This is a genomic window from Saprospira grandis, assembly GCF_027594745.1.
In the GTDB taxonomy this organism is placed as follows: domain Bacteria; phylum Bacteroidota; class Bacteroidia; order Chitinophagales; family Saprospiraceae; genus Saprospira; species Saprospira grandis.
Window position 1 is genome coordinate 2,917,731 of the sequence record NZ_CP110854.1, and the last position, 26,599, is coordinate 2,944,329.

The window sequence follows — 26,599 nt, forward strand, 5'->3', positions numbered from 1 at the left end:
AACTTTAGCAAAGGCGAACAAAAAGGTGCTGCCCCAATTTTTTGCTCAGTTGTAGTTGTGGGCCATCTTTTTTCTGGACCAGCAAGCTGCCATCAAAGCTAAAGTGCTTAATGAGCTGTAGCTCTACGCCCAGCTGTAGGCCCAATTCTTCTAAATAGCGGAGAAAGTCGGCATCATCCTCTTTTACGCCCACAATGCGAGCGCATTGCCCTTCTTTTAGCTCGGCCAAAATGATATGCTCTAGCACATGAAAATTGCCCTCTGCATCTGGAATGGGGTCGCCATGTGGGTCTACTTTTGGGTGGCCCAAAAAAGCATCTAGGCGGTCCACCAATTCTATAGAGCGAATATGCTCGAGCTGTTCGGCTAGAGGGTGGACCTCATCCCAGCTAAAGTCTAGTTTTTCTACCAAAAAGGTTTCCCAAAGGCGGTGCTTTCGGATAAGGGCCAAGGCCTGCTGCTTGCCTTGGGGGTTGAGGCGGACCCCCTTATATTTTTCATAAACAATTAGCTCTTTTTCAGATAGGCGGCGGAGCATATCGCTGACCGAGGCGGCAGAAATCTGCACCTCCTGAGCAATGGCGTTGGTAGATACTGGCCCAGGGGCTAGGTCGGCCAATTTATAGATGGCCTTTAGGTAGTTTTCTTCTGTGATGGAGAGGTCTAGCTCATTCATAGATTTTGTAGCGTCTAGAAGCGGGCGCAGCCCGCTGGCTTAGGGATGGTAACTGTTGGCCGTCAGGCCAGACCGAGGCGGCTTTGCCGCCGAAGGGCCGAGCGAACAGCGAGACAGTGCACAGCCCGACCCGGAGCGAAGCGAAGGGGAAGCCCCTAAAAAAAACACTTCTGCTCCTCCTTTAGGCACTATTGTATGGCATTTCGCCAGTTGAGGACTTCGGCATTCCAGGCGCTGCGGTATTGGCTGCTGCGTTGGAGTATCCATTGGCCCTCATAGGCACTAAAGGTAAAATGGACGGGGTAGCGGCCGCGGCTGCTGCCATAGTACCAGTGCAATTCCTTATTGGTTTGTCGAATAAGTTGTGGCGGCCCAAAGATAGTATAAATTATTCCTCTATCCGTTTTCCAGCCTTCTTTATAGCTGCTAAAGCTCTGGTTGGCGTACTCCATGCGGCCATAATAGCTTTTGATGAGTTTTCGGGCCACGGCTTCTTTTCGGCTTCGGGCCAGCCAAAATTCGTCTAGGGCCTTTTTGGGATTTTCGGCCTCATTCATTTTGTTATACTCTATATTTTTCGTGATATATCGGCTACCGAGAATAAGGTCTTTGATGCGGTTAATTTTGGGGAAATCCTCGCCAAAGTAGTTGAGATAAATGCCCTGGCTGGCGTTGCTATCGCTCCGAATCCAGTAGAGCCCCTCTTGGCTGAGGCGTAGCTCTTGGCCTTTTTTGACCCAAAATCGGGCTTTTGGGCGTTGGTTTTGGCCCAAAAAGATGCCGCTATTATCGCTGTATGGGGGAGGGGCGGGGGCTTGAGACTTGGGAAAAAAATCGATACAAAAAAGCTGTATAGAGTCGGCGGCGCTAGCCAATTGCAGGACCTCCTCCGCTTTGGCGTAGCTGCCCAGAAAGGGGCGGCCATCGCTATGTTCTAGATAAATCTCTTGGCCAATTTGTCGCTCTGGACCATTGAGGTAGAACAGTTGGGTGCTCAGCAGCTTCTTTTGGGGCGAAGCAATTTGTAGTTTGAGGACCAATGGCTGGCCCCCCACCTTAAAATCGCCTAACTTTAGGCTTTGGGCCTGCCCCAACTCCACGGCCTGAAAATCGAGGACCTCATGATACAAAAGCGTCTCTTTGCTCTGATGTGGATAGACTTGAACATCAAGGATGTAGTTGCTTTTTGGGTGCTCCCAGCGCAGATAAAAATGCTGCCCTTTTTGGATGCAGTCGGTCCGTAAAACCATCGCTTTATCATACTGCTGATACTCTAGTTTATAGAAGGGACTATAATGGCTGGGGGCGCAGGCTTGTAGACCAAAAATGAGAAGAAAAAGAATGGGAGAGAGGCGCATATTTGTGAATTTGTTGTCTATCAAAATTAAGAAATATCTCTGTGTTTGCTGCTGCTTTGGCCTTTTTGCCTAAGCCATCGATTTGAACTTTTTGTGCTATTTTGGCTTTAGCCCATCAAATAAAAAAAGTAAAACTAATGAAAAAGACCAATGCCATGCGGCTATTAGCAGCGGCAAAAATTCCCTATAAAAGCATTTTATATCAGTACGATAGCGAGAACCTAGATGTGGCCAAAATTGCCGAAGAAAATGGATTGCCCTTGGCCCAGATTTACAAAAGTTTGGTCCTGCAGGGCAGCAATAAGCAGCTCTTAATGGCTTTGGTGCCTGGCGATCGGCAATTGGACCTCAAAGGGCTCAAAAAAAGTTTGGGCATTAAGCAACTAGAGCTTTTACCTCAAGCTCAGCTACAAGCTAAAACAGGCTACATCCGTGGAGGCTGTAGTCCCTTGGGCCTCAAGCAGCCTATACCCATTTATATGGACCAAAGGGCGCTAGATTTGCCCCTATTTGCCATCAATGCAGGCAAAAGAGGCATTTTGCTAGAACTCTCCCCCTTGGCCCTTAAGGAGCTCTTGCAAATAGAAGTCTTGCGGCTTTCTAAGGCCTAGGGCCATAGAAAAAGGGCAATCGGAATTCTCCGATTGCCCTTTTGTCATTTAGGCCTGATCTTCAAGCATGCCCAATTCTTCTTTTCGTTTTTTCTCTTGCTTTTTCGCAATGTTAATGCTTAGCTCATAGAGAATGTAAACGGGAATAGAAACAATAATTTGCGTCATGACATCTGGGGGCGTAATCATTGCCGAAAGCAAAAGAATCCCAATAATAGAATGCCGACGATATTGCCGCATTCCCGCAGCGGTGACAATCCCCATACGGGCCAAATAATACACAATAATAGGTAGTTCGAAAATAAGGCCAGCAGGCAAGGTGAACATAATCATATAGTTCACAAAAGACTTGGCCTTAATAATGCTTTGCCCCTCATTGACCATAGGCAGCTGATAGCCCACCAAAAAGTTGATCGCAAAAGGCGATAAAATGAAGTAGCCAAAAGCTACCCCCAACAAAAAGAGCAAACTCCCCACGCCCACTACGCCACGAGTGGCGCTCACCTCGCTATTATAGAGGCCCGGACGAACAAATTTCCAGAACTCATAAAGCACATAAGGAAAAGAGACAATCAATCCCCCAATTAAGCAGACTTTGATGTGGAGCAAAAAGGCTTCCCCCATATCAAAGGTTTGTAGCTCGGGGTTAACTGGCGTGTAGCAAAGAGCTTTGGTCCCTAGCTGTTCCGAGATGCCACAAAATAACTTATAGGTAATAAAGTTGGGGTCTAGCGGACCAAAAATGACATATTTAAAGACCAGCTCGGTGGCAAAGAACATCACAATAGCCGCCGCACTAATGCCGATAAAGGCGCGAATGAGGTGCATCCGCAGCTCATCCAAATGCTCGACAAAGCTCATTTCGGCCCCTTCGCCATCTTGTTCTTGTTGGCGCTGGGCCCTTCGCTTGATGAAAGAAAGTAAGGCCATGAATTAGTAGTTAGCAGGGGCAAATCTACCCCCTAAAGAAAAAAGAGTCCCAAGGGAGAAGACTCCCTTGGGCCAAAAAGGTTTAGGCTTCTTCTGTATTTTCTTCAGTGGCTTCCTCCTCTTCTTCATCATCGGCGCCAGGACGAAACTCTACCTCTTCCCCTTTTAAGGTCGCTTTGAGGTAGTCGTTGAGCTCGCGAATCTCTTCGCGGTTGTATTTATTGCCCGGGTTGGTCAAAAGGTCTAGATAGTACTCTAGGCTAGAGATATCATTCTCTTCCTCCCAAGCCGCTAGGCTGAATGTCCAATCTTTCGATTCGGCATATTCATAAACTAAGCGAACAGACTTAACCAAGGTAGGCTGCTCTAACTCAATGTACATTTGACGAAGCGCCTTCATTTTATCGACCATGGGCTCGCTAAAGCCATTTTGGTCCAAGTACATTTGACGAATCGCTTCAATCGGCTTCTGAATAGCCGCCTCTCTTAGGCGGGGATCATCCATGTTGTTTCTACGCATGATGTAAACTTCTTTCTAAAGATTGGAATAATTTCAAGCCACAAACTTACAAAAAATAGCCTACTTTTTCAGCAGCTTAATTTGAATGCGCTCATTTTTCGCCCGACCCGCCGAACTATCATTCAAGGCAATGGGCCGCGCCTGTCCATATCCCCGATATTTTAAGCGACTGCGATGCACCCCAGAGGCCACCAAATAGTCATATACGGCCTTGGCCCGCTTCTTCGACAAAAAATGATTTTCTCTGGGATCCCCTTTGTTGCTGGTGTGCCCCGATATCTCAATTTCGTAGCTGGGGTTCATCTCCATGATCTTGGCCAAATTATCCAACTCTTCTTTGGCCCCCTCCAAAAATATCGCATTGCCCCGCTCAAATTGAACCTGCTCCAAAATATCTACCTGATTGAGGCGGTATTCTTTGCGGTTCAAACGAACATCCAAAACAATTTTTTCCCGCCGCTGCGTATTGAGCATCTCAAAACTCCCACAATTACATGTAAAGTTCGACTTCTGACTGGTCAAACAAACATCATCTATAAAGTAGTAGGCAAAGTCTACATGCGGATTGCGAAAAGAATCCACTTCTATCGCTCCTGTCACTTTGGTCGAACGATCATCCTGAAAATTCCCCAAAATCAAGAAGTTTTCTCCCCCCTCTGCTACATAGTCTCCCTGCACTTCTACCCACTGCCGCTGGTCCAAGGGCGAACGGTCCTGATTGAATAAATAAGTGAATTTTACATTCTGCAAAACAGCCTCGTCTTCCTGCTCCATCGGAAAACGACTGGCCCCAGCCCCAAATGCCCCCAATGCCCGATTAGAGGCCTCGGCCAAATAGAGCTGCGCCTTGATGCAATAGGTCTCGCCCCGCTTAAGCGGATGCTTGAGCTTGACCTGAACATATTCCCGATAATCTCTTTTACTATAGCGACTAGTATAGGCATATACTCCCGCATATCCCCGACCCGTCTTGGCCTTGGTCCGCCCCATTTTGTTCCGAGGCACCGCTACATTACTACCCTCCGATCGCTCATGGTAGTAGTCGGCCCCCGCCAAATTAGCGCCCCCCCAATAGGTCGATAAACTGATCTGCCCCAGGTCTTTAGGGTACTGCTGCCGATATTGCTCAAAACTAGGATTGCGCACTATATTTTGTAATACCTGCGCCTGCAAACTGCCAAAAAGGACCAAAAACAAAAGACTAAAGTTGTATTTCATCTGATTTTCTGCTTTTTATAGCCCCAAAGATACAGAAGCAGACCGAATATGCCTTGAAGATGTTCGATATTTTGGGGCTGCCCCGCCCTGCGGGCGGGTCGCTCCACTTCGCAGCTCGCTATTCGCTCGGCCCTGCAGCCCTGCGGGCTTTGGTCTGCCGCCTGCGGCGGCCCTGCTTCGGCAGCTCAGCCTGCGGGCCTTCGGCCCTGCAAAACCGCAGTAAATACAAGCTCTAAGCCATAAAGAAGCAGGCCCAAAAGGGAAAAAAAGCCGTATTTTCCTCAAAAAAAATTAACTTTGGTCAAAGTCAAAACAAAGCTATGAACTACCTGAAAAAATATGCAAAACTCTTGGTCGGTTACTCCCTAAGTGTACAGCCCGGCGAAAGAGTATATATCGCTTCTACCACTCTGGCCGAAGATTTAGTCCGCGAGGTTTATGCCGAGGTGCTCAAAGCCGGAGGCATTCCTTATGTTAGCCTTAGCTTTAGAGAACAAGGCCGCCTGCTCAACCAATACGGCGAAGCGCCCCAACTGCAAGCTATTGACCCTATCTATGCACAGGCTATGCAGGAGTTTGAATGCTATCTCTATATTAGAGCGCCCTTCTATGGCCAACTCTGCTATAGCCCCAATGGCGATAAACAAAAACTCAGAGCCCTAGCGCATGCGCCTTATCGCAAATTATATAGCGAACGAACCGCCGACCTGCGCCTAAAACGCAGCCTTTGCGAATATCCCACTATGGCCCATGCCCAAAATGCTGGCCTGAGCCTAGATGAATATACCGACTTTATCTATACCGCCTGCCGCCTAGATGCAGCAGACCCCAAAGCCGCTTGGGAGGCCCTAAGCAGAGAGCAGCAAGGCATTGTGGACCACCTCAATGCTTGTAGCCAAATTCACTATAAAGGCGAAGGAATCGATATTCAGTTTAGTACAGCTGGCCGCAAATGGATCAACTCCGACGGAAAAACAAATATGCCTTCCGGAGAGGTCTATACCGCCCCCGTAGAAGATTCCGTAGAGGGCCAAATCCATTTCGCTTATCCCTCCATTTTTCAAGGCCAAGAGGTTGAAGGGATTACGCTTTGGGTCAAAGCTGGAGAAATTCAACGTTGGGAGGCCAAAAAAGGCCAAAAACTACTGGACCAAATCTTTGAAATCCCCGGCGCCCGCCGCTTTGGCGAGGCCGCTATCGGCACCAACCGAGATATTCAACGCCCCGTCAAAAATATTCTCTTCGATGAGAAGATTGGCGGAACGGTACATATGGCCGTAGGACAAACCTATATGCAGTGTGGGGGCAAAAATCAATCAGCTATCCATTGGGATATGATCGCTGAAATGAAAAATGGCGGAGAAATCTGGGCCGATGGCGAGAAGATTTATGACTCTGGCCAGTTTTTATTAGGCTAAATAATTAAAAATCAGTTTAACAGAACTAAATAAAGTATTCAAATGAAAAATGTTGTTGTGATAGGTGCAGGAACTATGGGGAATGGAATTGCCCACGTTTTTGCCATGCAGGGCTATAAGGTCCAATTGGTAGATGTATCTGAACAAGCACTAAGCAAAGCTATGGCGACCATCGAAAAGAATTTGGACCGCATGCTGCGCAAAGAGAAAATTGACGAGGCAGGCAAAACAGCTACACTCGCTAATATTACTCCCGGCGCTGACCTCACTAAGGCCGCAGCCAATGCCGACCTAATCGTAGAGGCCGCTACAGAAAATGTAGATCTCAAACTCAAGATCTTTAAGCAAATGGATGAGGCCGCTCCCGAAGGCTGTATCTTGGCCACAAATACCTCTTCTATTTCTATTACAAAGATCGCCGCCGTGACTAGCCGCCCCGAATTGGTCATCGGTATGCACTTTATGAACCCCGTACCCGTCATGAAACTGGTCGAGGTCATCCGTGGATATGCCACCTCTGATGAGACCCTAAATACCATTATGGAGCTTTCTAAAAACCTAAAGAAGGTCCCTGTAGAAGTGAATGATTATCCCGGCTTTATTGCTAACCGTATCCTCATGCCGATGATTAACGAGGCCATTTATAGCCTTTATGAGTCGGTAGCTGGTGTAGAAGAAATTGATACCGTAATGAAGTTGGGCATGGCGCACCCTATGGGCCCCTTACAACTAGCCGACTTTATTGGACTAGATGTTTGTTTGTCTATTCTCAATGTCCTCTATGATGGCTTTGGCCAAGATAAATATGCTCCCTGCCCCTTACTGGTCAATATGGTCACGGCAGGTAAACTAGGCGCCAAAACAGGCGAAGGTTTCTACCGCTATACGCCCGGCAGCAAAGATAAAGAAGTGGCTCCCTTCTTTAAGAAATAGACTATTTCCTTAGGCAGTGGGCTTGCCCACTGCCTCTTTTCCTCTTGCCATGCTCACGAATAAATTTAAGGTTAGAAAACATAAAAATAAAACTCGCTCTACTTCTCAACAGCATTATCAGCGAGTGAGTAAGTACCTGCGCAATATTGCTTTGGCTGCAGGCTTACTGGTCCTTACGGTCCTTATTGGGGTCGTGGGCTTTATGTTTATTGATAATTATAGCCTTTCCGATGCGTTTTATATGACCATCATTACTTTATCGACGGTGGGCTATGGCGAGATTCAGCCGCTTTCTTTTAATGGGCGCCTGTTTACCTCTTTCATCATTATTTTCAATATCGGAATTTTTGCCTATGCTATTTCGGTCCTTTCTTCTTTTATTATTGAAGGGGACCTGCGGAAATTCATGAAAGATTATCGTATGTATCAGAAAATACAATCTTTGCATAACCACACGATTATTTGTGGCTTTGGGCGACACGGTCGGGAGATTTCTCAGGAGCTGACCAAAAATAAGTTGCCCTATGTGATTATTGAAAGCGATGAGGAAAAGGTGGAGGAGCTCCGCAAAGGCGGCTATGCCTTTATTGAGGGCGATGCGGCTATGGACCAAACTCTTTTGGATGCCGGCATTGAGCATGCCATGTCTATTGTGGTCACTTTTGGCGATGATGCCTTAAATGTATATACGGTACTTACTGCCCGAGAACTAAATAAGTTGGTCCGAGTGATTGCCCGGGCCTCTAACCATTCGGTAGAGCGAAAACTCTTGCGCGCTGGAGCCGATTATGCCGTTTTATCAGAGGTGATTGGAGGCTTTTATATGGCCACCCTTATTTATCAGCCCCGAATGGTGGAGTTTCTCAACCTCTTGTCCAATTTGGGCAATGATGTCTCTATGAGCTTTAAAGAGGTGGATTATAAAGATTTGCGGCCAGAGTTTAAAGATAAACAGATTAGAGACCTGAATCTGCGCTCCCAAACTGGGGTAAATATCATTGGGGCCCGCTTGGCCAATGGTAAGTATATTATTAACCCTGGACCAGATACGGCTATTGTCAAAGGCATGAGCCTCGTTATTTTGGGCGATGAGGAGCAGGTAGAAACCTTTGAGCGGGTAGTCATGCATCCCAAACATCGTCCACTTGCGTAGCTGGGTCATTTTGTTGTATGAAGGGCTGTTTCCTAGGCCTCTTCAACTGACTCAAGCGGAGGAGCAACTGCTTGAGCAGCTTTTCCCTGAGCTGCAAGGGGCCAAAATTGAGCTATACGAGCAGCTGCCTTGGTTTATGCTGGGGAGCTTTGCCGTGGGGGTGGCCTTGCCGCATAGTTTTAGCCGCAAAAAAATTAGGCTGTATATGGATAAGCCCGAAGGGCCTTTGAGCCTGAATAATTTGGCCACTATTGTGCATGAGCTCTGCCATGCCCAGCAATATGTTTTGTTGGCCCGCAAGCATTGGGGCTTTGGTTTTTTTAGGCCGTTTATGGGCTATTATTTTGGGCATTTTATGGCCCAGTTTTTCAACTTACTGTTTAGGGAGGGCTGGCGCAAAGCGGCCTATCTAGCTTATCGAGAACATCCTTTGGAGCGCTTACCTTATGCCTATGAGGCCGATTTTATGGCCCATTATCCTCAGTTAGCCTCGCTTTCTCCTTTTCGGCAGCCGATGCCTAAGCGCCCGCCTTTATGGGCCCATGCTCTGGGCCTGTTCTTTGCCTTTATACTGGCCCTGATTCGCCCATGTTTAGAGGGCTTGTTATTATTGAGCGTTTTTCCACTCTATCATTTGCTTCGACGGTTATAGCGGAAAGCAAAAAGGGAGCAACAGCCTAAGCTGTTGCTCCCTTTTTGCGCTGCGGCCCCGATTAAAAGGGGTTGGTGGCCCAGACGGTGAGTTCTGGAATAAAGCCGCGGTCGTCCATTTCTAGGGCAGAGGCAATGGCGTGAGCAATCTCTTGGCTGCGGAGCTTTTTGGCCTCTTCTGTTCGCTCGACCCGATCTTTTTGGTTAAAGGCCGTAGTGACCTCTGAGGGGTTGACCAACTGCACCCGAATATTGTGGGGGCGGAGTTCGGCCTGCCAGCATTGGGTGAGTCCACGAAGGGCAAATTTAGAAGAAGCATAGATAGAGCCTGTGGCAAAGCCTTTGAGGCCAGCAGTAGAAGCAATATTAACAATATTGCCCTTTTGGGCCTTGAGTTGAGGCAAAAAGGCTTGGGTGAGTAAGCTAAGGCCGAAGACATTGGTCATATAGACCTTTTGGAACTGCTCTAGGCTGAGCTCGCCCAAGGGGGCAAATTCTCCGATGCCCGCATTATTGATGAGGACATCAATGGGGGCGCCCATAAGATCTTGGACCTTTTGAGCGGCTGCAGTAAACTGCTCGCTATCGGCCATGTCTAGGGCGAGGGCTGTAGCGCCAATTTCTTGGGCCACTTGTTCGAGCTTTTCGGCATTGCGGCCTGTGATGAGGACCTTGGCCCCTTTCTCAATGAGTAGTTGAGCCGTGGCTTTTCCGATTCCCGAGCTTCCGCCCGTAACGACTACTTTTGCATTTTGGAGTTGCATATTCTAATTTTATAATGGTGATTATTGGCGTTCTACAGGGCCGAAGGCCCGCAGGCCTAGCGATGTGAAAGGGTGGCCGAAGGCCAGACCGAGCCAGCTTGCTGGCGAAGGGCCGAGCGAATAGCGAGCCCTGAAACGTAGCGCCGCAGCTTTGCTGCGGAGGCCCCAAATCAATATAACAGCAGAACAAAAAAAAGTTGAGCGCGCATAAAAAAAGCAGCCGAAAAAATCGACTGCTTAGGGCTTAATTCTTATCAATAAGTCCGGCATCTTCATCTAGGCCACGGAAGCCTTCTCCGACCCGTTCTCCATTTTCGTAGCGGCCCACAAAAGCCGTTTTGAAGCGGCTATGGTCCAGAATATAAGAGAGCACATTGAGGGCTTCTGACTTGGTTTTGAAGCCTTCGGAGCCGTCTGCATTACTTTCTAGGGGCAGAATCATGACTCGGGTAATGCCGCCATCGATGGGCTCGAAGCCCAGGCGATAATCGAGTAGCGGGCCCTCTTGCAGTTCCTCGAAGCGGTAGGCGCGATATTTACGAACGGCGGCCACTTGGATTTGGTAGGCCACGCCTTCTTCGGCTTCGGGGGTGGGGGCATAGAGCTCAAAAATACCTGCTTCTTCGGGCGTTTCTTCGGGCTCGGTCTTGGCGGTGGTCTCGCTCATATAAGGGACGAGGACCTCATCTTGCCAGTAGACCTCTCCGGTCATAGAGAGTTTGGCTACTTCTTGGGCTTTGATGAAGAGGTCATAGACCTCGCTATCCTCAGCATAGGGATCGCCAGTGCTTTCATTTAGGGGCACTTCATCGGGTAGGAGGTAGGCCATGTCTCGGTCTGAGAACTCCTCGGGAACCACAATAAAGCGGGCCTCTATTTGGGGGGCTTCGGGAGTGATTTCTGGAACGGCGGCTACCTTAGCCTTAGGCAAAACGAAGTTGCGTTGTTTCTTTTCATTGGGTTGGGTATCCTCTGTAGAGAGAGTTTTGAGGAGTTTGGGGTAGCCCTCTGCGCTAATTTCAAAGAGGTATTCTTTTTTGGTTTTGAGGTCAAACTTATACTCGCCTACGGCCAGCATTTTGTCGCTAATGAGTTCCTCATTGCCATCAATGACCTCAAAGAGTTTGATATTCACATCTTCTAGGGGCCCATCTTTGCCCTCACCCATAATTTTACCCGATAGGAAGAAGCGGCTTCCTTCTTGGCCAAAATGGAAAATATCATCATTGGTGGTGGTCACTTTATGAGGGTCAAAGGTGCGGTTAGAGACCAAATAGCCCCCTTTATGGGCTTCATTGATGATAAAATAGAGGTCGTCGGCTGCCGAGTTGAGGGGGAAGCCTACATTTTGGGCCACCTCCCATTTGAGCATTTCGCCCTTAGACTTAAAGATATCAAAGCCCCCTGCGCTAATTCTGCCATTGGTAGAAAAGTAGAGCGTTTGTGAGGGGAAGTGATAGAAGGGCGTAATTTCATCGCCTGCGGTATTGATATTGGGGCCTAGGTTTTTGGGCAAAGAGAATTTGGCCTCCTTATCCTTTAGATCTCGGCTGGCATACCAAAGGTCGAGGCCGCCTTTTCCGCCTTCTCGGTCAGAGGCAAAGTAGAGAATTTCCTTATCCTCTTTGGTGATCACAAAGGGGTGAGTGGTATTGCTTTCGGGAGCATTGATGTAATCGGCTAGGGCTTTGGGATTGGCCCAGCTGCCATCCTCATTTTGCGACATGATATAGATCATGCACTGTAGTTCTCCGGCTTTCACAAAATCACATTCGGTAAAATAAAAGCGTTTGCCATCGGCCGAAAAGCTACCATTTCCATAATGGGGCTTTTCCATTTTGCCTGCAAATAGGGTAGGGACCTGTCGGCTGCTCCAGCTATCTTCGCCTGTTTTTTGGCTGCGGTAAATCTTAGAGACCCCACTAATAGAAGAAGAGAAATAAAGCACATTATTGCTAAAGGGGATGGGCGCAAACTCGGTTTTCTCCGTGTTGATATTGAGGGCCAAGTGATTGAGCGAAATATTGGGGTTGGTATACTCCTGCGCCTTGAGGGCAAAGTTACAGCCTTGAATTTCGGTAGTAATTTTAGCCTGCATCTCTGCCTGATCGCTACCTTTATAGACCTTCAAAAATTCATTAAAGGCATCTTTGGCAGCCTGATATTGCCCCGTTTGCTTTAGGGCTAGGGCATATTGGTAGCCGGGCTTATCATAGTTTTTCTCATTATTCTTATCCTTTACATCGGCCAAGCATTTTACGGCATTGGCATAATCGCGGACCTTGAGATAGCAAACCCCAGCCATATAGAGCAATTCTGGTTTAGAGCTCTTTTGCGTATAGGCAGATTCATAGTAGAGCGCTGCTCGACTATGATCGCCCAGCTTTTCAAATTCTGCAGCTTCTCGCTTTAGCTTTTTCCAGCTTTTCTGCGGAGCTCTTTGAGCATCAAGCATAAATGGAAGGAGTAGTAATCCGAGAGAGAGTAAAAGGTAATTTGTTCGTTTCATTCTGATTAGTCGTGGTTAGTTCTATTGACAGCTTAGGCCCATTTAGATTTCATCATCTTGGCTCAGGCCTCTAAAGCCCTTACCTACGCGTTCGCCATCTTTATATTCAACGACAAAGGCTTTGGTAAATTGAGTAGAGTTGATAATATGATATAAGATGTTTAGTGCTTCCGTTTTCTTTTTAAAGCCAATGCTGCCGTCTATATTGCGGCCCGGCGGCACCACCAATACCCGAGTAATATTGAGCTCGATGGTCTCAAAGCTTAGGGCATAGTCGCCCAAGGGGCCTTCTTGTAGCTCTTCGTATTTAGCGGCCTTGTATCGGCGCACGGCAGAGACCTGAATGACATAAGAAACACCTTCTTCGGCTGCATCTTCTTGGCTTTCGTCATAGTGTTTATGTAGGCCTTTGCCTAGCTTTTTATTATTGCTGGGGAGGGCTTCTTTGGGCTCTTCTTTAGGGGGCGTATTGGCCACAATAGGCTCTTCCTCTTCCATCAGTGGCAAGAGGTTGTTTTTGGCCCAATAGACTTTATTGGAGGGCGAGCGGGCGGCAATTTTAGCCACTCGTTCATAGAGCTCTGCCTCGGTACTGCCTGCCGGATAAGCCTTGCCCGTTTGAGGATCTTCTGCTCGCTTGGGCAATTTAAAGGCTTTTTCTTCTCCAATATATTCTTGAGGAACAATGGCAAAGAATGGGCTCTTAAATTCTTTGGGTGGATTTTGGGCCACTACTTCTGCAGGCCGCAAGGCAATGGGGTTGTTCTGCGTCTCCGATCGCTTAATATCTAGGGTGGCCAGCTCAAAACTAGCGGTTTGATAGCCTTCTGCGGTGAGTAGGACCAAATAGCGCTTGTTGGCGTCTAGGCTGATGCTATAGCCCTGAGCAGTAAGTTTGGCACTATAAACCAGTTCTTCATTGCCTGCGGTTTGCTCAAAAAGCTGTAGCTGTACGCCTTCAATTGGCGTCTTTTTGGGGTCGTTCTCGGCATAGATAATTCCCTCCACTTTGAGCTCGATATTTTTAGCCGCTCCCAGATAGTAGATGTTTTCATTGGCTGGGGCGGTTTGTCCTTCTATGCTGCGGTTAGATACAAAGAAACTCCCTTTGGCCCCTTCTGTATAATAGAGTTCATCGGCGGGGGAGTTGATGGGGAAGCCCAGGTTTTGGGCCAGCTCCCAACCCTTGCCCGTAGATTGGGCCTTGAAAAGGTCTAGACCGCCCGCACTCAAATGCCCATTAGAGCTAAAGTATAGCGCCTGGTCTTTTTCCGAATAGTAGGGACTCAATTCATCGGCAAAGGTGTTAATATTTGGCCCTAGGTTTTGGGGCAAAGAGAAGTTGAAGGACTTGCTTTCTGCCTGTCGAATCGACCGCCAGATGTCATAACCGCCCTTGCTACCCGGACGATCCGAGGCAAAGTATAGGATTTCTTTCCCATCTTGCTCGACCACAAAGGGGTAGCTACTATTATAGTCGCTTCCATTGATATAAATGGGCAGCGGAATGGGGTTGGACCAGCGCCCACTTTCCTGCACCAGCAGATAGATGGCATATTTTCCCTTCTTATTTTTCATCGAAAAATAGAAGCGGCGGCCATCTGCGGTAAAGCTTCCCCCGGCAAAGTCGCCATTGATCTTGGCATTGCCTGCAAAGGGGGCGGCCTTGCTCCAGCTATCTATATCGCCTGTTTTTTCACTGCTATAAAGCACTGTTTTGCGGTCTCTACTCGAGCTAAAATAAAGCTGTCCATTTAACCAGATGGGGGCAAACTCATTCTTTTCTCCATTGATTTGGCTAGACAACAGCTGTAGGGGCAGCTCTTTGGCTTGTTCTGCGGCCTTGATCCCAAACTGGCAGCCATCAATTTCATGGCTAGCCCGCTCCTTCCAATAATCGGCTTGGGGACCATCATATTGTCCAATAAACTGTCGAAATGCCGATTCTGCCTGTTTATACTCTCCAGTTTGCTTTAGGGCCAAGGCATATTTCATCCCCACCAATTCATAATCTTTTTTGTCTTCGGCCTTGGCAATGACCAAATACTTTAGGGCCTGGGAATAATCTCTGGCCTTCAAAAAATAGTCTCCAGCCAAATAGGCCAGGTCCAATTGGCTGCGCTTAAGCTCAAAAGCTTGTCCATAACGGATGCCGGCCAAGGCAAAGTCTCTGTCGGCCGCTGCGGCCTCGGCTTCTTTCTTTAGGTCTTTCCAATTTGTCTGTGCAGACAAACTCCCCCATCCCAAACACAATAGAAGCAAAAAAATAGAAGTGGTTCGTAGTATCATTATTTACACCTTTTAGCGCGCCTTTTAGCAAAAGAAATTCCTAACTGGCACTTTAATCAAACTTTTTTTGGGGGCTAATTATTTCCTCAAGCAGAATTTTGCTGCTTACAAAAATACAGCTTTTAATCAGAATGAGCACTGCCCCTATAGTTTAGAATCGCTTTTTTTGTCTTTTGATGAGGCCTTTAGGTCCTTATAGTGAGTGGATTTGGGGCCCGCGGCCGGCTAGCCTTTGGCTAGGTCGGCCGCCGCTATGCTTTGGGGCTCGCAGGTCTGCTCGGCCCTTCAGGCTTCACTTCGTTTCGCCTTTGGTCTGGCCTTCGGCCACCCCGCCGCAGCGCTGGGCCGTTTGGCCTTCGGCCATGGCGGCTTTGCCGCCTGCTACTTATGGCTTTGGGGCTTGGCCCTAGGGGTGTAGATGTAGAGGAGTAAAAAGATATCATTCTGGGCGGAAGGTTTCAACCTTCCGCTCAGCAGCAGGATGTTCTAAAGGTCCTTTGTTGCTGTGGGTTTTAACCCACAGGTCTGACAATTCTTAACAAACAGATATTGTTTTTGGGGCGGAATGTTTCAACTCAGAGGTATTATCATGTTTAATGTCTAAAGTGTTCATTTTAAAGGACCTGTAGGTTAAAACCTACAGCAAGTGGGTGGCCAATAGGGATGATGAAAAAGGAGCCCAGGGTTAAAACCCTCGGCTCCTAACAAGCAGATATTGTTCTGGGCGGAAGGTTTCAACCTTCCGCTCAGCAGCAGGATGTTCTAAAGATCCTTTGTTGCTGTGGGTTTCAACCCACAGGTCTGACAATTCTTAACAAGCAGATATTGTTTTTGGGGTGGAATGTTTCAACTCAGAGGTATTATCATCCCCAACGTTTAAAATCTAAGAACTTAAATTCTCTATTTCGATGAATATGTTCTTGATAACGAATATAGTTTATGACTTTCTCTACAGCTTTAGGCTGAATGCTTTCACTAAAAGCACCTCGTTGCCATTTAATTTTTTGTTCATTGGCTACTGATTTATTGTAGATAAAGCTACTGCTGCCTTTGAGTTGCTTTATAATTGAGCTTAAAGATTGTGACCTTTTTAGCTGGACAAGACAGTGTATATGGTCTTTATAGCCATTTACTGCTAGAAGAAAGATTTTATTTTTGGTCGCAACATTATCTATAATTTTAGACATTTTGACCATGCCTTCAGGGCTAAAAACGTCATCTCTGTTTTTGGTGGACCAAACAATATGAATGTAGATATAGTCAATGGGCATATGTTGTTGACTTTTCTTTTAGAGAATTTCCGACCCTAATTATGCTACCTAAATGACCTGTAAGTTAACTGGCTGGCCAATAGGGATGATAAAAAAGTAGCCAAGGGGTATTCCTCGGCTACTAATTAAAGGCTTTATGCCTTTTCCATTTTCCAACAATCCTAATCCTCTTGTTCTGCAGTATTATCCACATCTTCTTCTTCGGCCATGGCCTCTAGGTTGATGCGGCTACGCTTGAAGAACTGGGCCATTTCGGCTACCCAAAAATCAACACCAGGTACGCCAGATTCGCTCATGTTCTTTGCCTGCTTATACATCTGAGAAGAAAAGCGCATAGAGTCATAATCAAGTAGGGTGCGAGTATCGCGAAGCTTTTCATAGAGCTCATTGGTGCGACCTTCTAGATTCTCAAAAACCTGACGAGCATTAAAGTCTTTTTCGTACTCCACTCGATCAAAGTAGCTAGGAAGCAATTGCCCCTTTGCTTGATAAAAGCTGTGTGCTTTGAGGATAAAGAGCTTGTTCTGCTCATTGATGCTTCCATAACGTTGACGGTCGCTGGGGCTGAGGTTAATGACCTTGCCATCTAGAAGCTGATCAATTAGGTCAAAAGCGCCGTTAATCTGCTGAATAGCAGTCGCTAGCAATTCAATGCTAATCATATTGTTTTTAGCCATAACTAAAAAAGGTTTAAGTAATGAAAATAAACAGCAGAGATTAGGTAGAGCAATCATAGCTTAAAAGCTATAGGGGAACTCCTGCCTTTTGTTTATCTGTGTTGTTATAGTTATAAATGTAGAGGTAACTTTTTATAAATGCAAGTTATAACTAAATTTATTTACGTATTTACCTTAAAAAAGCATCTATTTTAACGTTTTAGTTAGTTTTTGGGCTTGTATAAGGTCTAAAACCTCGTCTTGGAAGGTAGTTTTAGTGCTTCTGAACCTTAAAGGATAGGTCTTATAAATACTTGCGTATCGTTCAGTAGCTAGACAGCGAGGTCCTAACTCTTAATTTAGAGCTTATAAAGTGCATTGCTGCGGTCCTTTACTTCAAGCCTTAGCTACCTAGACTCCTTTTTTGAGGTCTGTTAGATCGTAATTGAGCTTATTTACCTAATTTTCTAGGTCCCAATACTGCATGCAACTACTTCATTTATATATGACATAGGTTCATTACTCTAGCTATGTAGTTCTAATACTCTTTTTAAGGACTAACAAGACCTCAACAAAGGACTTCGACAACTTATCTGCTGGAGTTCGGAACGTCTCTCATGCAGTTTCACAACCTATCTGCTGGAGTTCGGGACGTCCCTCATGCAGTTTCACAACCTATCTGCTGGAGTTCGGGACTTCCCTCATGGGGTTCCACAACCTATCTGCTGGAGTTCAGGACGTCTCTCATGGGGTTCCATAACCTATGTAATGGAGTTCAGGACGTCTCTCATGCAGTTCCATAACCTATATAATGTAGTTCAGGCCTCAAGAAAGGACTTTGAGTAGCTCATCAGGGACTGTTCAGGATTTTGTGTATTAGAATAAAATTTAGGCCTTTAGCTGCTTAGGATTTGGCCAATAGTTGCCTGGGGACAAGCCCCCAGGCTAATCCAATGGAGTCAGCCCTGACAAGGGCCTCAACTGTTGATATACAAGGCCTTGTTCAGTTGTTATCGCAGAGAAGAACCTTATCCAAAGGCCCTCTTTAGAGGGCTGTCTAAAAAAGCTAGCCTAGGGGCTTGTCCCTAGGCGCAGGAAAGGGCAGGCACAAAACTTTAAATAGACTCTAAAGCCCAGTTTGGCAGCCCTTGGGCTGGGGCATGAAAAAGCCCTGACTATCTACTAGATAATCAGGGCTCTTTATTTGAAGTTGGTTTAACTTAAAGTTTACCGCCTACTTTGTTTCATTGAAATGACTCCAAATTAAATCTAAAATTCGCTCTGTTCTCTTTTTTACAATTTCGATACTCCAGTTGTCATTATCACCGACAGCTACAATTGGCATTATATGGTGATTGAATTTAGCATTCATTAATAGTTTAAGTGTTGAATCTTGAAGAGGTACCTCTAACTGTTCTGCTTTACTTCGAAGAGTTTCATGCTTTTCAGTATCTACCTCACTAAGAAACTGGAAATATATATATTTAGACTTCCACCCTTTATTACTTACAGAACTATTGATTTCAACTGGTAACAGAGTAAGGTTACCTATTGATTGATATAGGTCTTCCTCTGTATAGAATTCTTGATCCCATGCACCATAAGTGTTTTTTTGTGGGGCTATATGTTCTATTGTTTTTAGATCATCTGATATCCATTTTCGTAATATTAGATAGTCAGCTGTATTTGCTTTTGCTGATTTCATTACTCCTTGTGCTTGATCATCGGGAATAGTGTCATGGGCACTGATGAATAGCCCTAGTTTACAAATAGATTTAGCCTTGTTGTATTTCAAGTAACTACTAGATTTATACTTCCAGGTATTTTTGTCTAATAAATTATTTCCCTCTTGATGGAGGGCATTGTTAAAATGTTCTCTTAGCTTATCTAAGCTAATTTGGGGGGAGTCTAGCCAGATGTTAGACTCTGAAGTCAAAACTTCATTATCTTTATTTACAGGTCGTTTAAAAAAGTTTCGATACTGTACATCTAGCCCTGCATTTGATTGAGCTGATCGCCACAAAGTATAAAATCGGGTAATAATTTTTGTTGCTTCTATAAAGTTTGCCACGGCTTGATCTTTTCCTTCTATAACATCTGCATAAAAACGACCTAAAATAGTTATAGCCATCTTATGGTTAGATTCCTTCAGGTAAAGAATATATAGTGATATTAGCTCTGCTTCTGGATGATCATCTATGAGGTTAATAGATTTTCCATTTAGGCCTGTGTATTCCAGCCATATATCTTTATAGAATTCGGCATAATTACCAAAAAATCGGATAAAATCTAATTGTTCATTAGTGTTACGGCAGCTCTTTGTAAAAGTCTCTACGAGCCATTTTCTTTGTTGTGAAAAATGACTTCCTAATTTTCTTCCTTCAATAGTTAATGCAAGTGAAATTAACAAATCTTTAGTCAAGCTATTTTTTCTTGCAGCACTTTTAGATCCTGTAAAAAGAGCATCTATTTTGTCAAAGCTTTTTTCTGCAATAGAGTCTTGAAACCGACCAATAGAACTATCATTTTCTACGGCATATACAACACTTGGCTTAAACGTTTCAATAGCTGTTAGAGGCGTTCCTGTAGCATTTAAAGACTGAAACATGTCAAAAGCCCAGTCTTCATTCATTGGCTGAATAATCGTGAAACAACAACGTTCTAATAAATAATGGGACAGGGCAAATAGTTGTACTAGTGAGCATAAAATATAGTCTACAGATTTTTTATTATTTACTTCTTTTTTCTGGACAATAGCAGTTAGCTCATCTCTTTGATATTGCCAAATTGAGTCTTGGTCTATCTTATCTAAAATTTCCCATGCAGTAATAAAGTCTTCGGTTTCTTTTTCGTGTGCTTTCAGAACTGTTGAATCAAGCCACCGAGCAATTTGTCTTAAATTGCTTCCTGTTCTAGTTTTTTTATTAAACTTGGGGAGTTGCTTCTCACCTTCTGGAGCATCAATATAACTTATGAAGTTAGCTAAATAATTGGCAACATCGGACTGGTAGTTTGAATCTATATCTCCATCTTTAGTCCACTGGTCCTGATTTCCTCTGATTATTTTTGGTTTTCGGTTAGGAGTGCCTCTTTCTAAATCGAGAGAAAATACCTTCTGCAACTTATTTTTCCAATACTCACACACTTCATCCAACTGACTTTTTATATCTGGATCCACGGCGTCTGGAACTCCTTGCTGTAAACGCCATATTTGGTGGTACAAAAGTGTTGAAAATAACGCTATTGTTGATAATCTTTGTTGGCCATCAATAATATTTTCAATAAGGGATGGTAGCCCTTGAGGATCTAGTGGGTAAATAGATCGTTTATCTCTAACTTGAACTGCAATTACAGTCCCTAAAAATCGAATTTCATCCCTGTTTTCTGTTATTGAAAATATTCCTTGAGAAACATCCTCTAAAAGTTGATTTATATTATCCTTATCCCAGCTATATTCTCTTTGATACAATGGTATGTACAACCCTACACCTGGCTTCTGGTAAAAACTGTATACATTTGTAGTTTCGGGATTAAATGCTTTATCTATTTGGAACATCTAGATTAGGTTTTCAATTAAAAAAAATAAGTTATATTTTAGTATGATCTTTTTTTGTGCTACCTAGTTCTCCTTCAGAACTAAAGACTTTACAAGCTAATATTTTTTATTGACTACACCCAATAGATAAAACAAAAAGAGCGATCGATAATTCGATCGCTCTTTTCATTTAAATAAAGCAAGCTGCACAGCCTTCGCCTTCAGCATCATCTAATAAGTCTAGTAGATAGGGGGAGTCTTTTTTTTGTCTGCTAGCTCTAGCTATTGCATCTCGTTTTATTTGTGTTCGGCGTTCTTCGGCTGCTAGTTCTTCTAGTCGTTCGTCTTGCATCCAAGTGTAGCCTTCTTTTTCATATTCAATAGCTTTTGCAAAAAGCTGAGGATGTTGTTCATAGAGCCAGACCCATTCAATTTTTTGCTGAAAAAAGCAAAAGTAGCAGCCTGATCTACTTCTAGAATAATATCCTTTCTTCCCATCAACTTCAAACTCTCGCTTTTCGTAGTAGGCCGGAACACCAACACCGCTTTCTCTTAAAATTCTGAAGACATCTTCTCGAACAAGACCGTCTTCATTGTTAAGTAGGGGGAAGTCTTCTTTATCTAGGTAAGATAATGGGTAGTTAGTAAATTCTTTAATGAACCGAAAGACAACATGATTAAAAGCTTTGATGCTAACCTTTAATAAGCTATCCAGTTTTCTATCTCGATCAAATTCGGGTGATACATTGGTTGTGACAATTTTAAGCGCACGTTCTAGCTTTATACTATCTAGGATTCCTTCCTCTTCATAAAACTTTGCAATTATATCCTTTGTACTATTCTGCAAAACCTTTTGGATGACATCCTCTGACCAAATGTTTTTCCTGTAGGGGAAAATCGTTTGAATATTAGACTTCTTAGAAATATAGCCTTCTCTATTTTCGTCATCGCGAATACCTACGTAAGAAATTACTAAATCATCTCCTACAAATTTTTCAAATGGATCAAGTTTTAGCTTTTTGGTACACCATCTTGTAACAGATGAAGGTAGAAACCCGCCATAGACTTGAAGAAAATGATCAAATGGATCTAAATGACTGTTTTCTGCAGCTTGTAGTAAGTCAATTTTTTTTCCCAAGTAGGCTTGTAGATTATCTACAAGAGTATAGGTCTCCTCCAATTCTTTCCCAGTATCACAAGAATAGTATTCGATAGTTAATTGTGGATATAAGTCATTTAGGTAGATAGCGAGTGCAGAGCTATCTTTACCTCCTGATATACCAAGTAAGTGGCGTACTTTAGTCATGCTCTAAAAGCTCTTTTAGTATTTGTGTCAATGTAGCAATATTAAGCTCTTTATCTGTGGATTGCAATAAAAGCTGAATTTGCTGTTTTTGTTGGTTTATCTCTGCTTGTCGTTTTTTAGGATAGCGAATAGTTTTCTTTTTACTTTCGTTGCCTAAGCTATGTAGTTCAAATGCAAAAAGTTCTTCGTCTTCACCTAGAGTATCTTCAACAGCACTAAGCTCATTTAGATTATCAAGTTGACTTACTAATTCTTTAAACTTCTCATAAAGTCGTGGCTCATCTTGATCCTTTATTTTCTCAAGCGTAGAGCCTACGCAGGCTTGTGCTATAGAGTTTAACCAGTCTCCTCTATCTAAATCTGAACGAAGACGTTGTAGGAAAACTTTATGTTTTTGATTTAATAGGGCTGTTTTTACAGCTTTAAAACGTGTGTTGAGGGCATCTTTATATGTAGTGAAATCAACTACAGTTTGTCCTAAAAGCTCTGTAATATATAGCTCAAATCGATTGAGTAACTGATCGTAAGCACGTCTAATTTCTTTAATTGCATCTTGGAGCCGATCAATATACAAATCTAAATCTTGGTCTGTTTTCAATTGGTTGTCATTGAAATTCAGGGCCATAGGAAAGTCTTCAAAAAAGACTTTTTCAGGGTCCTTTGCTTCAGCAATAGCTTGTCGAATTGCAAGGGCTTCGTTAGATAAGCGCTTAGTAGTTTTACTGTAGACTGGCAGCCCTTTATAGAAGATTAGGAAAGGCTTTACCGTTTCTATAAAGCTCTTATTAGTCAACTCTTGACGTCCTTTTTGACCTATTAAGTTTCTATACCGTTGAAATAGCTCTAGTTTTGGGCCGTCAACTTTAAAGGCTTTGATACTATAGCGCTTAGGATTTTTTATGAGAACCTCTAGTACCTCATTAGTTATTGTTGGTATATATACCTCACCTTCAAAAAGAGCAAACTCATTACGTTTAGCATAGAGATAAAGCGGCACCCAAAATTTAATAAATCCTTCTTTGAGTTTAAATGGACGTTGGCTTAGAAGTTCTATATACTCATATACTGTTCTTCCTGCAGCTTTTGTAGTTTCAAGAAAATCATCAGAAGCTGTCCATAGCTTATGAAAGCTTTGATCTGTAGGCGTTTGAAAAATATGCTGGTTTTCTTTCCACTCAAGGATACCTGTTTCCTTTAATAGAGATAAGTATATAGTCTTTTCAGGAGGGGTTCTTTGAGGGGCAAAGCCAAGATTTTGATCTTTTAGTTCAGAAGTATATGCTCTCATTAGATTCTTCTGAGCTCTAATCATAGAAGATGATAGCTTGCTTTTGTTTATCATCTCATTCTTGTAGATCGGAGTAGCGTGATATATAGTTTCGCAAACTAGAGAGAGTTGTTTGTTTAATGTGCGACTATTTTTGAGCTGAATCTCTTTGCCCTGAAAGGCCCATAGCACTTCTTTGCTTCCTTTGTAGAAAGCATTATATAATTGTTGGTTCAGTATCTCTTTTTGATTGGCGAGGAGTTTAATCAACTCTTTTTGGGCAACCTTATCATCAGGGTAATTGTGTTTTACGTACTCAATTTTTTTGATCTCAATAAGAAGTGATTTGATCTCAGCAGTTCTTTTGAAATAGGCATGTAGTATGGGTTCGTGCTTAGCTGTAGCAGAAGCACTTAAAAAGGCTTTTTTAGTAAGTTTTTCTGCAAAAACAAGATTTATACAGCCATCTATTTCTTTGCTCCCTTTATAGTCTTGTATTGGTTCTTCTGAAAGTTTATATTCAAAGAAACGAGGAGTCCCAAATTCAAAGAACACAGCTTTTGCTAATTCAAGAGATAGATTGAAAGAAGCTTTTAACTCTTTCAGCAGGTCAAAGTTTTTATTGATTTTTGCTGTAGCCTGTTCAATCTCTAAGTCAATGTCTAGGTCTGTCCCTTCAAAGAGAACAAAGCATTTTTTATAGCGCTGAAACCGGATGATTTTATGCTGCTCTAATAACTCTAGTAGCTCTGTTCCATTATCTATTTTTGCTGTAGTATTGAGATATTCTGTATAGAAGGTCTCATCCAGTTGAGCTCCTTTGGATGCAAAAATATTGAGTAGTCCAATTGTTTTTAGCAAAAATGCAGCAGATGTAAACTTTTCGTCTAGTACTGCCTCTGCTCTTTCTAAAGCTGTTTGTATAGCCGCCCATTGACTATAGTGAGGGTTGTGTCTACTTCTTAGTAAGCTATAATTATGCTTTAAGTAATCATAGACATTAGCCAAATTGTAGAACTCTCCATTAGATTCAAAATCTTTTAACCCTAAGTAGTCATCAGTAGCGATAAAGGAGAATAGAGAGCGTTCATTTTGACCATAGAGCTGAAGAGCCTTTGTTATAATAGATGCGGCTAGAATATCTAGAGGAAAGAGCTGCGCAGCTATTTTTTCATTAAAGAAGTCTCTTAGTGGAAATGCATTTGCCCCCTTAATAAGGCTAAAAACCTTCTTAACAGATGTTAGGTCAACTGGAGCTTTTTGTCTACTTGCCAATCTTTCTGCTGCAAGTAGTAGGAGTTGCTCAACAGGTTCATTAAATGGAACTTCTATAAAACGTCCTTTAACTTTTACCCATTCATTTTGCTGTGCTCTACTTAGTCCAAAAGAGTATGCACTAAAGTCTTGATGAAGTGTGTTGACCCAGAACATTGAGTACTTTGTATTGCAAACAAACTCAGCTAGTAACTGAATGAAGTAGAGCTCAGCATCTGCCGCTTCTTTAGCTGCATATTCTAGAAATTTGCCAAATTCATCTGTAAGAATGAGCAGCCCTCTACCTTTATTTTTAGCTTGCTTATGGCGCTTTTCGAGGGCATCAAAAATATCTTTTTGAGTACTACTTTTGTCTAGATGTAATGCTTCTGCAAAAGCTTCTTGAAAAGAAGAATAATTACCGACAATAATGATGCTCTCAACACCTTCTAAATATTCAAAATCGCCAAAAATATTAAAGTAGTCACCATCCCGATTTAGCGTTTTTTCTATTGCCCAGAGAAAAGATGATTTTCCACTTCCATAAGCACCAATAACACTAAATGCACGAACACCTTTTTCGTAGTTCGTTAATATTTTTTGAAAGCTAGCTCTACTATTTGGGCTAACTAAGTAGTCTATATCGCGCTCATGATCTCTTTCAAGATTGACCGAAGGCGTAAAGTTTGATTTGTTCATTACAGAGTTATTTACTTATAGTAGTCTTCTAAAATGCTTTGCTTTGTTTCTGGGGTTAACATGCTTTCTTCAAATTGAAGAACTCTATTTCCAGCTGTTTCAGAGTAGGTGATGCCTGGGTACTTGTTTGTTAAAGCAGTTATTTTGTTCAGAAGTCCGTCCGCATTTAATCCAAATATCCATGCAGGAGAGTTGGGATTACTAAGTAATCTTTTAAAAGAAATACTACTTTCTCCTTCTTGCATGATATCCAAAATTACATAGAGCACAATTTCTTCTGCTAGCTCTTCACGATCCGTGTATTGAAAGGAGTATAGTTTTTCGCCATCTTCAGATCGCACTATAGTTAGTAAGTTCAGCTCATGTAATAAGCCAGAAAAACTATCTTCTATTTCTTTAATTTTTTGAGAGGCAGGTTGGTAAGATTGCAGAAAAACTTGAACATCTCGCTTAAGTGTATTCGGAGAGATTTTCTGCTTTTCTGACTCACAAAAGCGTTTAATGAATTTTTGGAGCTGAGCGGCTTTGAACTCTTGCTTCTGAGGGAAAAAACTATTGAATGCTAGGTTGTATATCGTAGCATAATTAGTTTTTACTAGAAAATAGTGTAGTAGCCATATCGAATTGATATCTTCTAAGTAAGGGTCTTTTCCAAGTCCATCTCGAAATAAGAAGTTACCTAGACTAGTGACACCATCATCCTTTTCATCAGCAGGTTTATAGATGTTAAAGGATATTAACCAGTATCGCAATGCGGCAACCATATTTTTACCAATACCTAGTGCGACAACAGATTCGTCTGAATTGAAGTTATTCCCTTCTGTTCTTAGAAAGTCATAGCCTTTTTTTAGCCAAAACTGCTTGCAAATAAATGAGTTGTGTCCAGAGAAGTGAAGCTTAGACATCTTTGTATTTTTGTGACTCAGAGTGGTCTATTTATCAAAAAACGCAAGTTAGCTTTTTAGCCCGATACAACAAAATGTTTTAAAAGCTACCTTAAGTTTACTTCTCTAAAGCATAGACTAGAGCTGTTGATATCGATTTGCAAAAGGCTGAACTTCTGCTATTTATTCTTTGGGGTAATAGCAGAACCTTCCTTCTTATGGCCGAAGGCCAAACGGCCTAGCGATGTGCAGCAGTGGCCCGCAGGGCCAGACCAAGGCAGCAAAGCTGCCGAAGGGCCGAGCGAATAGCGAGCTGCGAAACGTAGCGCCGCAAGGCGAAGCCGCAGCGACAACAAAGACTTTAGTCTGCAGTTCGACGACTGAAAGGAGTAACGCCCCAAAACAACAGCATCTAGTATATGCTTATAAATAGCGGGACGGTTCAGGATTTTATGTATCCGAATAAAATTTGAGCCTTTGGCTTGCTAGGATTTGGCTAATCATCGCCTAGGGACAAGCCCCTAGGCTAATCTAAATGGAGTCAGCCCTAAAGGGCCTCAAAGGTGGATATATAGTGCCTTACTAAGTGGTTATTGTAGATAAAGGTTTTATCCAAAGGCCCTCTTTAGAGGGCTGTCTGAAAAGCTAGCCTAGGGGCTTGTCCCTAGGCAGCAAAAAGGAAAAACACAAAATTTTA

The 26,599-nt window shown here is 43.5% G+C and carries 19 protein-coding genes; 5 read left to right on the forward strand and 14 right to left on the reverse strand.

What is annotated here, in order from left to right; all coding sequences use genetic code 11:
* Positions 1-4: 4 nt before the first annotated feature.
* A complete protein-coding gene (locus tag OP864_RS11560) occupies positions 5-676 on the reverse strand; it encodes a metal-dependent transcriptional regulator (RefSeq protein ID WP_270098333.1) in 672 nt (223 codons plus the stop codon).
* A gap of 188 nt (positions 677-864) precedes the next feature.
* Positions 865-2,034: a GWxTD domain-containing protein gene (locus OP864_RS11565; RefSeq protein WP_270098334.1), complete on the reverse strand. Its 1,170-nt coding sequence runs from the start codon at positions 2,032-2,034 to the stop codon at positions 865-867.
* Between the two features lie 137 nt (positions 2,035-2,171).
* Between OP864_RS11565 and OP864_RS11570 the strand changes: the two genes are divergently transcribed.
* A complete protein-coding gene (locus tag OP864_RS11570; RefSeq protein WP_270098335.1) occupies positions 2,172-2,645 on the forward strand; it encodes an aminoacyl-tRNA deacylase in 474 nt (157 codons plus the stop codon).
* Between the two features lie 48 nt (positions 2,646-2,693).
* On the opposite strand, the gene tatC is transcribed toward OP864_RS11570, so the two are convergent.
* From tatC to OP864_RS11585, 3 genes are all read right to left on the reverse strand, one after another.
* The gene (gene tatC, locus OP864_RS11575; RefSeq protein ID WP_270098337.1) at positions 2,694-3,575 is read right to left on the reverse strand and encodes a twin-arginine translocase subunit TatC; all 882 of its coding nucleotides are present in this window, start codon (positions 3,573-3,575) and stop codon (positions 2,694-2,696) included.
* 82 nt (positions 3,576-3,657) lie between these two features.
* The gene (locus OP864_RS11580) at positions 3,658-4,095 is read right to left on the reverse strand and encodes a hypothetical protein (protein WP_270098339.1); all 438 of its coding nucleotides are present in this window, start codon (positions 4,093-4,095) and stop codon (positions 3,658-3,660) included.
* A gap of 60 nt (positions 4,096-4,155) precedes the next feature.
* Positions 4,156-5,313, reverse strand: coding sequence for an OmpA family protein (locus tag OP864_RS11585; protein WP_270098340.1), 1,158 nt, complete (start codon positions 5,311-5,313; stop codon positions 4,156-4,158).
* A 320-nt stretch (positions 5,314-5,633) separates the two neighbouring features.
* Here OP864_RS11585 and OP864_RS11590 point away from each other — a divergent pair, with 320 nt between their 5' ends.
* From OP864_RS11590 to OP864_RS11605, 4 genes are read left to right on the forward strand one after another with little or no spacing between them, the layout of a single operon-like run.
* Positions 5,634-6,731, forward strand: coding sequence for an aminopeptidase (locus OP864_RS11590; RefSeq protein ID WP_270098341.1), 1,098 nt, complete (start codon positions 5,634-5,636; stop codon positions 6,729-6,731).
* A 42-nt stretch (positions 6,732-6,773) separates the two neighbouring features.
* A complete protein-coding gene (locus tag OP864_RS11595; protein WP_015693222.1) occupies positions 6,774-7,664 on the forward strand; it encodes a 3-hydroxyacyl-CoA dehydrogenase family protein in 891 nt (296 codons plus the stop codon).
* Positions 7,665-7,713: 49 nt separating this feature from the next.
* Complete coding sequence (locus OP864_RS11600) at positions 7,714-8,817, forward strand: potassium channel family protein (protein WP_270098343.1); 1,104 nt, start codon at positions 7,714-7,716, stop codon at positions 8,815-8,817.
* Positions 8,810-9,469 carry a hypothetical protein gene (locus OP864_RS11605; protein WP_270098344.1) on the forward strand — a complete coding sequence of 220 codons (660 nt, stop codon included), beginning with the start codon at positions 8,810-8,812 and terminating at the stop codon, positions 9,467-9,469. The genes OP864_RS11600 and OP864_RS11605 overlap by 8 nt, the downstream gene beginning before the upstream one ends.
* 61 nt (positions 9,470-9,530) lie before the next feature.
* Here the strand turns inward: OP864_RS11605 and OP864_RS11610 are convergent, their stop codons facing one another.
* The 9 genes from OP864_RS11610 to OP864_RS11650 form a co-directional block, all read right to left on the reverse strand.
* The gene (locus OP864_RS11610) at positions 9,531-10,232 is read right to left on the reverse strand and encodes an SDR family oxidoreductase (RefSeq protein WP_270098345.1); all 702 of its coding nucleotides are present in this window, start codon (positions 10,230-10,232) and stop codon (positions 9,531-9,533) included.
* 244 nt (positions 10,233-10,476) lie between these two features.
* Positions 10,477-12,741, reverse strand: coding sequence for an outer membrane peptidoglycan-associated protein (locus OP864_RS11615; protein WP_270098346.1), 2,265 nt, complete (start codon positions 12,739-12,741; stop codon positions 10,477-10,479).
* A gap of 42 nt (positions 12,742-12,783) precedes the next feature.
* On the reverse strand, positions 12,784-15,030 hold the full coding sequence (locus tag OP864_RS11620; RefSeq protein WP_270098347.1) for a carboxypeptidase-like regulatory domain-containing protein: 2,247 nt from the start codon (positions 15,028-15,030) through the stop codon (positions 12,784-12,786).
* Positions 15,031-15,893: 863 nt separating this feature from the next.
* A complete protein-coding gene (gene tnpA, locus OP864_RS11625) occupies positions 15,894-16,301 on the reverse strand; it encodes an IS200/IS605 family transposase (RefSeq protein ID WP_270098348.1) in 408 nt (135 codons plus the stop codon).
* A 161-nt stretch (positions 16,302-16,462) separates the two neighbouring features.
* The gene (locus tag OP864_RS11630) at positions 16,463-16,978 is read right to left on the reverse strand and encodes a hypothetical protein (protein ID WP_270098349.1); all 516 of its coding nucleotides are present in this window, start codon (positions 16,976-16,978) and stop codon (positions 16,463-16,465) included.
* A gap of 1,213 nt (positions 16,979-18,191) precedes the next feature.
* On the reverse strand, positions 18,192-20,513 hold the full coding sequence (locus tag OP864_RS11635) for a DUF262 domain-containing protein (protein WP_270098350.1): 2,322 nt from the start codon (positions 20,511-20,513) through the stop codon (positions 18,192-18,194).
* A 169-nt stretch (positions 20,514-20,682) separates the two neighbouring features.
* Positions 20,683-21,798 (reverse strand): phosphoadenosine phosphosulfate reductase domain-containing protein, encoded by a 1,116-nt coding sequence (locus OP864_RS11640; protein ID WP_270098351.1) that lies wholly within the window; start codon positions 21,796-21,798, stop codon positions 20,683-20,685.
* Positions 21,791-25,018, reverse strand: coding sequence for a hypothetical protein (locus tag OP864_RS11645; RefSeq protein ID WP_270098352.1), 3,228 nt, complete (start codon positions 25,016-25,018; stop codon positions 21,791-21,793). The genes OP864_RS11640 and OP864_RS11645 overlap by 8 nt, the downstream gene beginning before the upstream one ends.
* Positions 25,019-25,029: 11 nt before the next feature.
* Positions 25,030-25,923: a DUF4007 family protein gene (locus OP864_RS11650; protein ID WP_270098353.1), complete on the reverse strand. Its 894-nt coding sequence runs from the start codon at positions 25,921-25,923 to the stop codon at positions 25,030-25,032.
* Positions 25,924-26,599 lie beyond the last annotated feature (676 nt).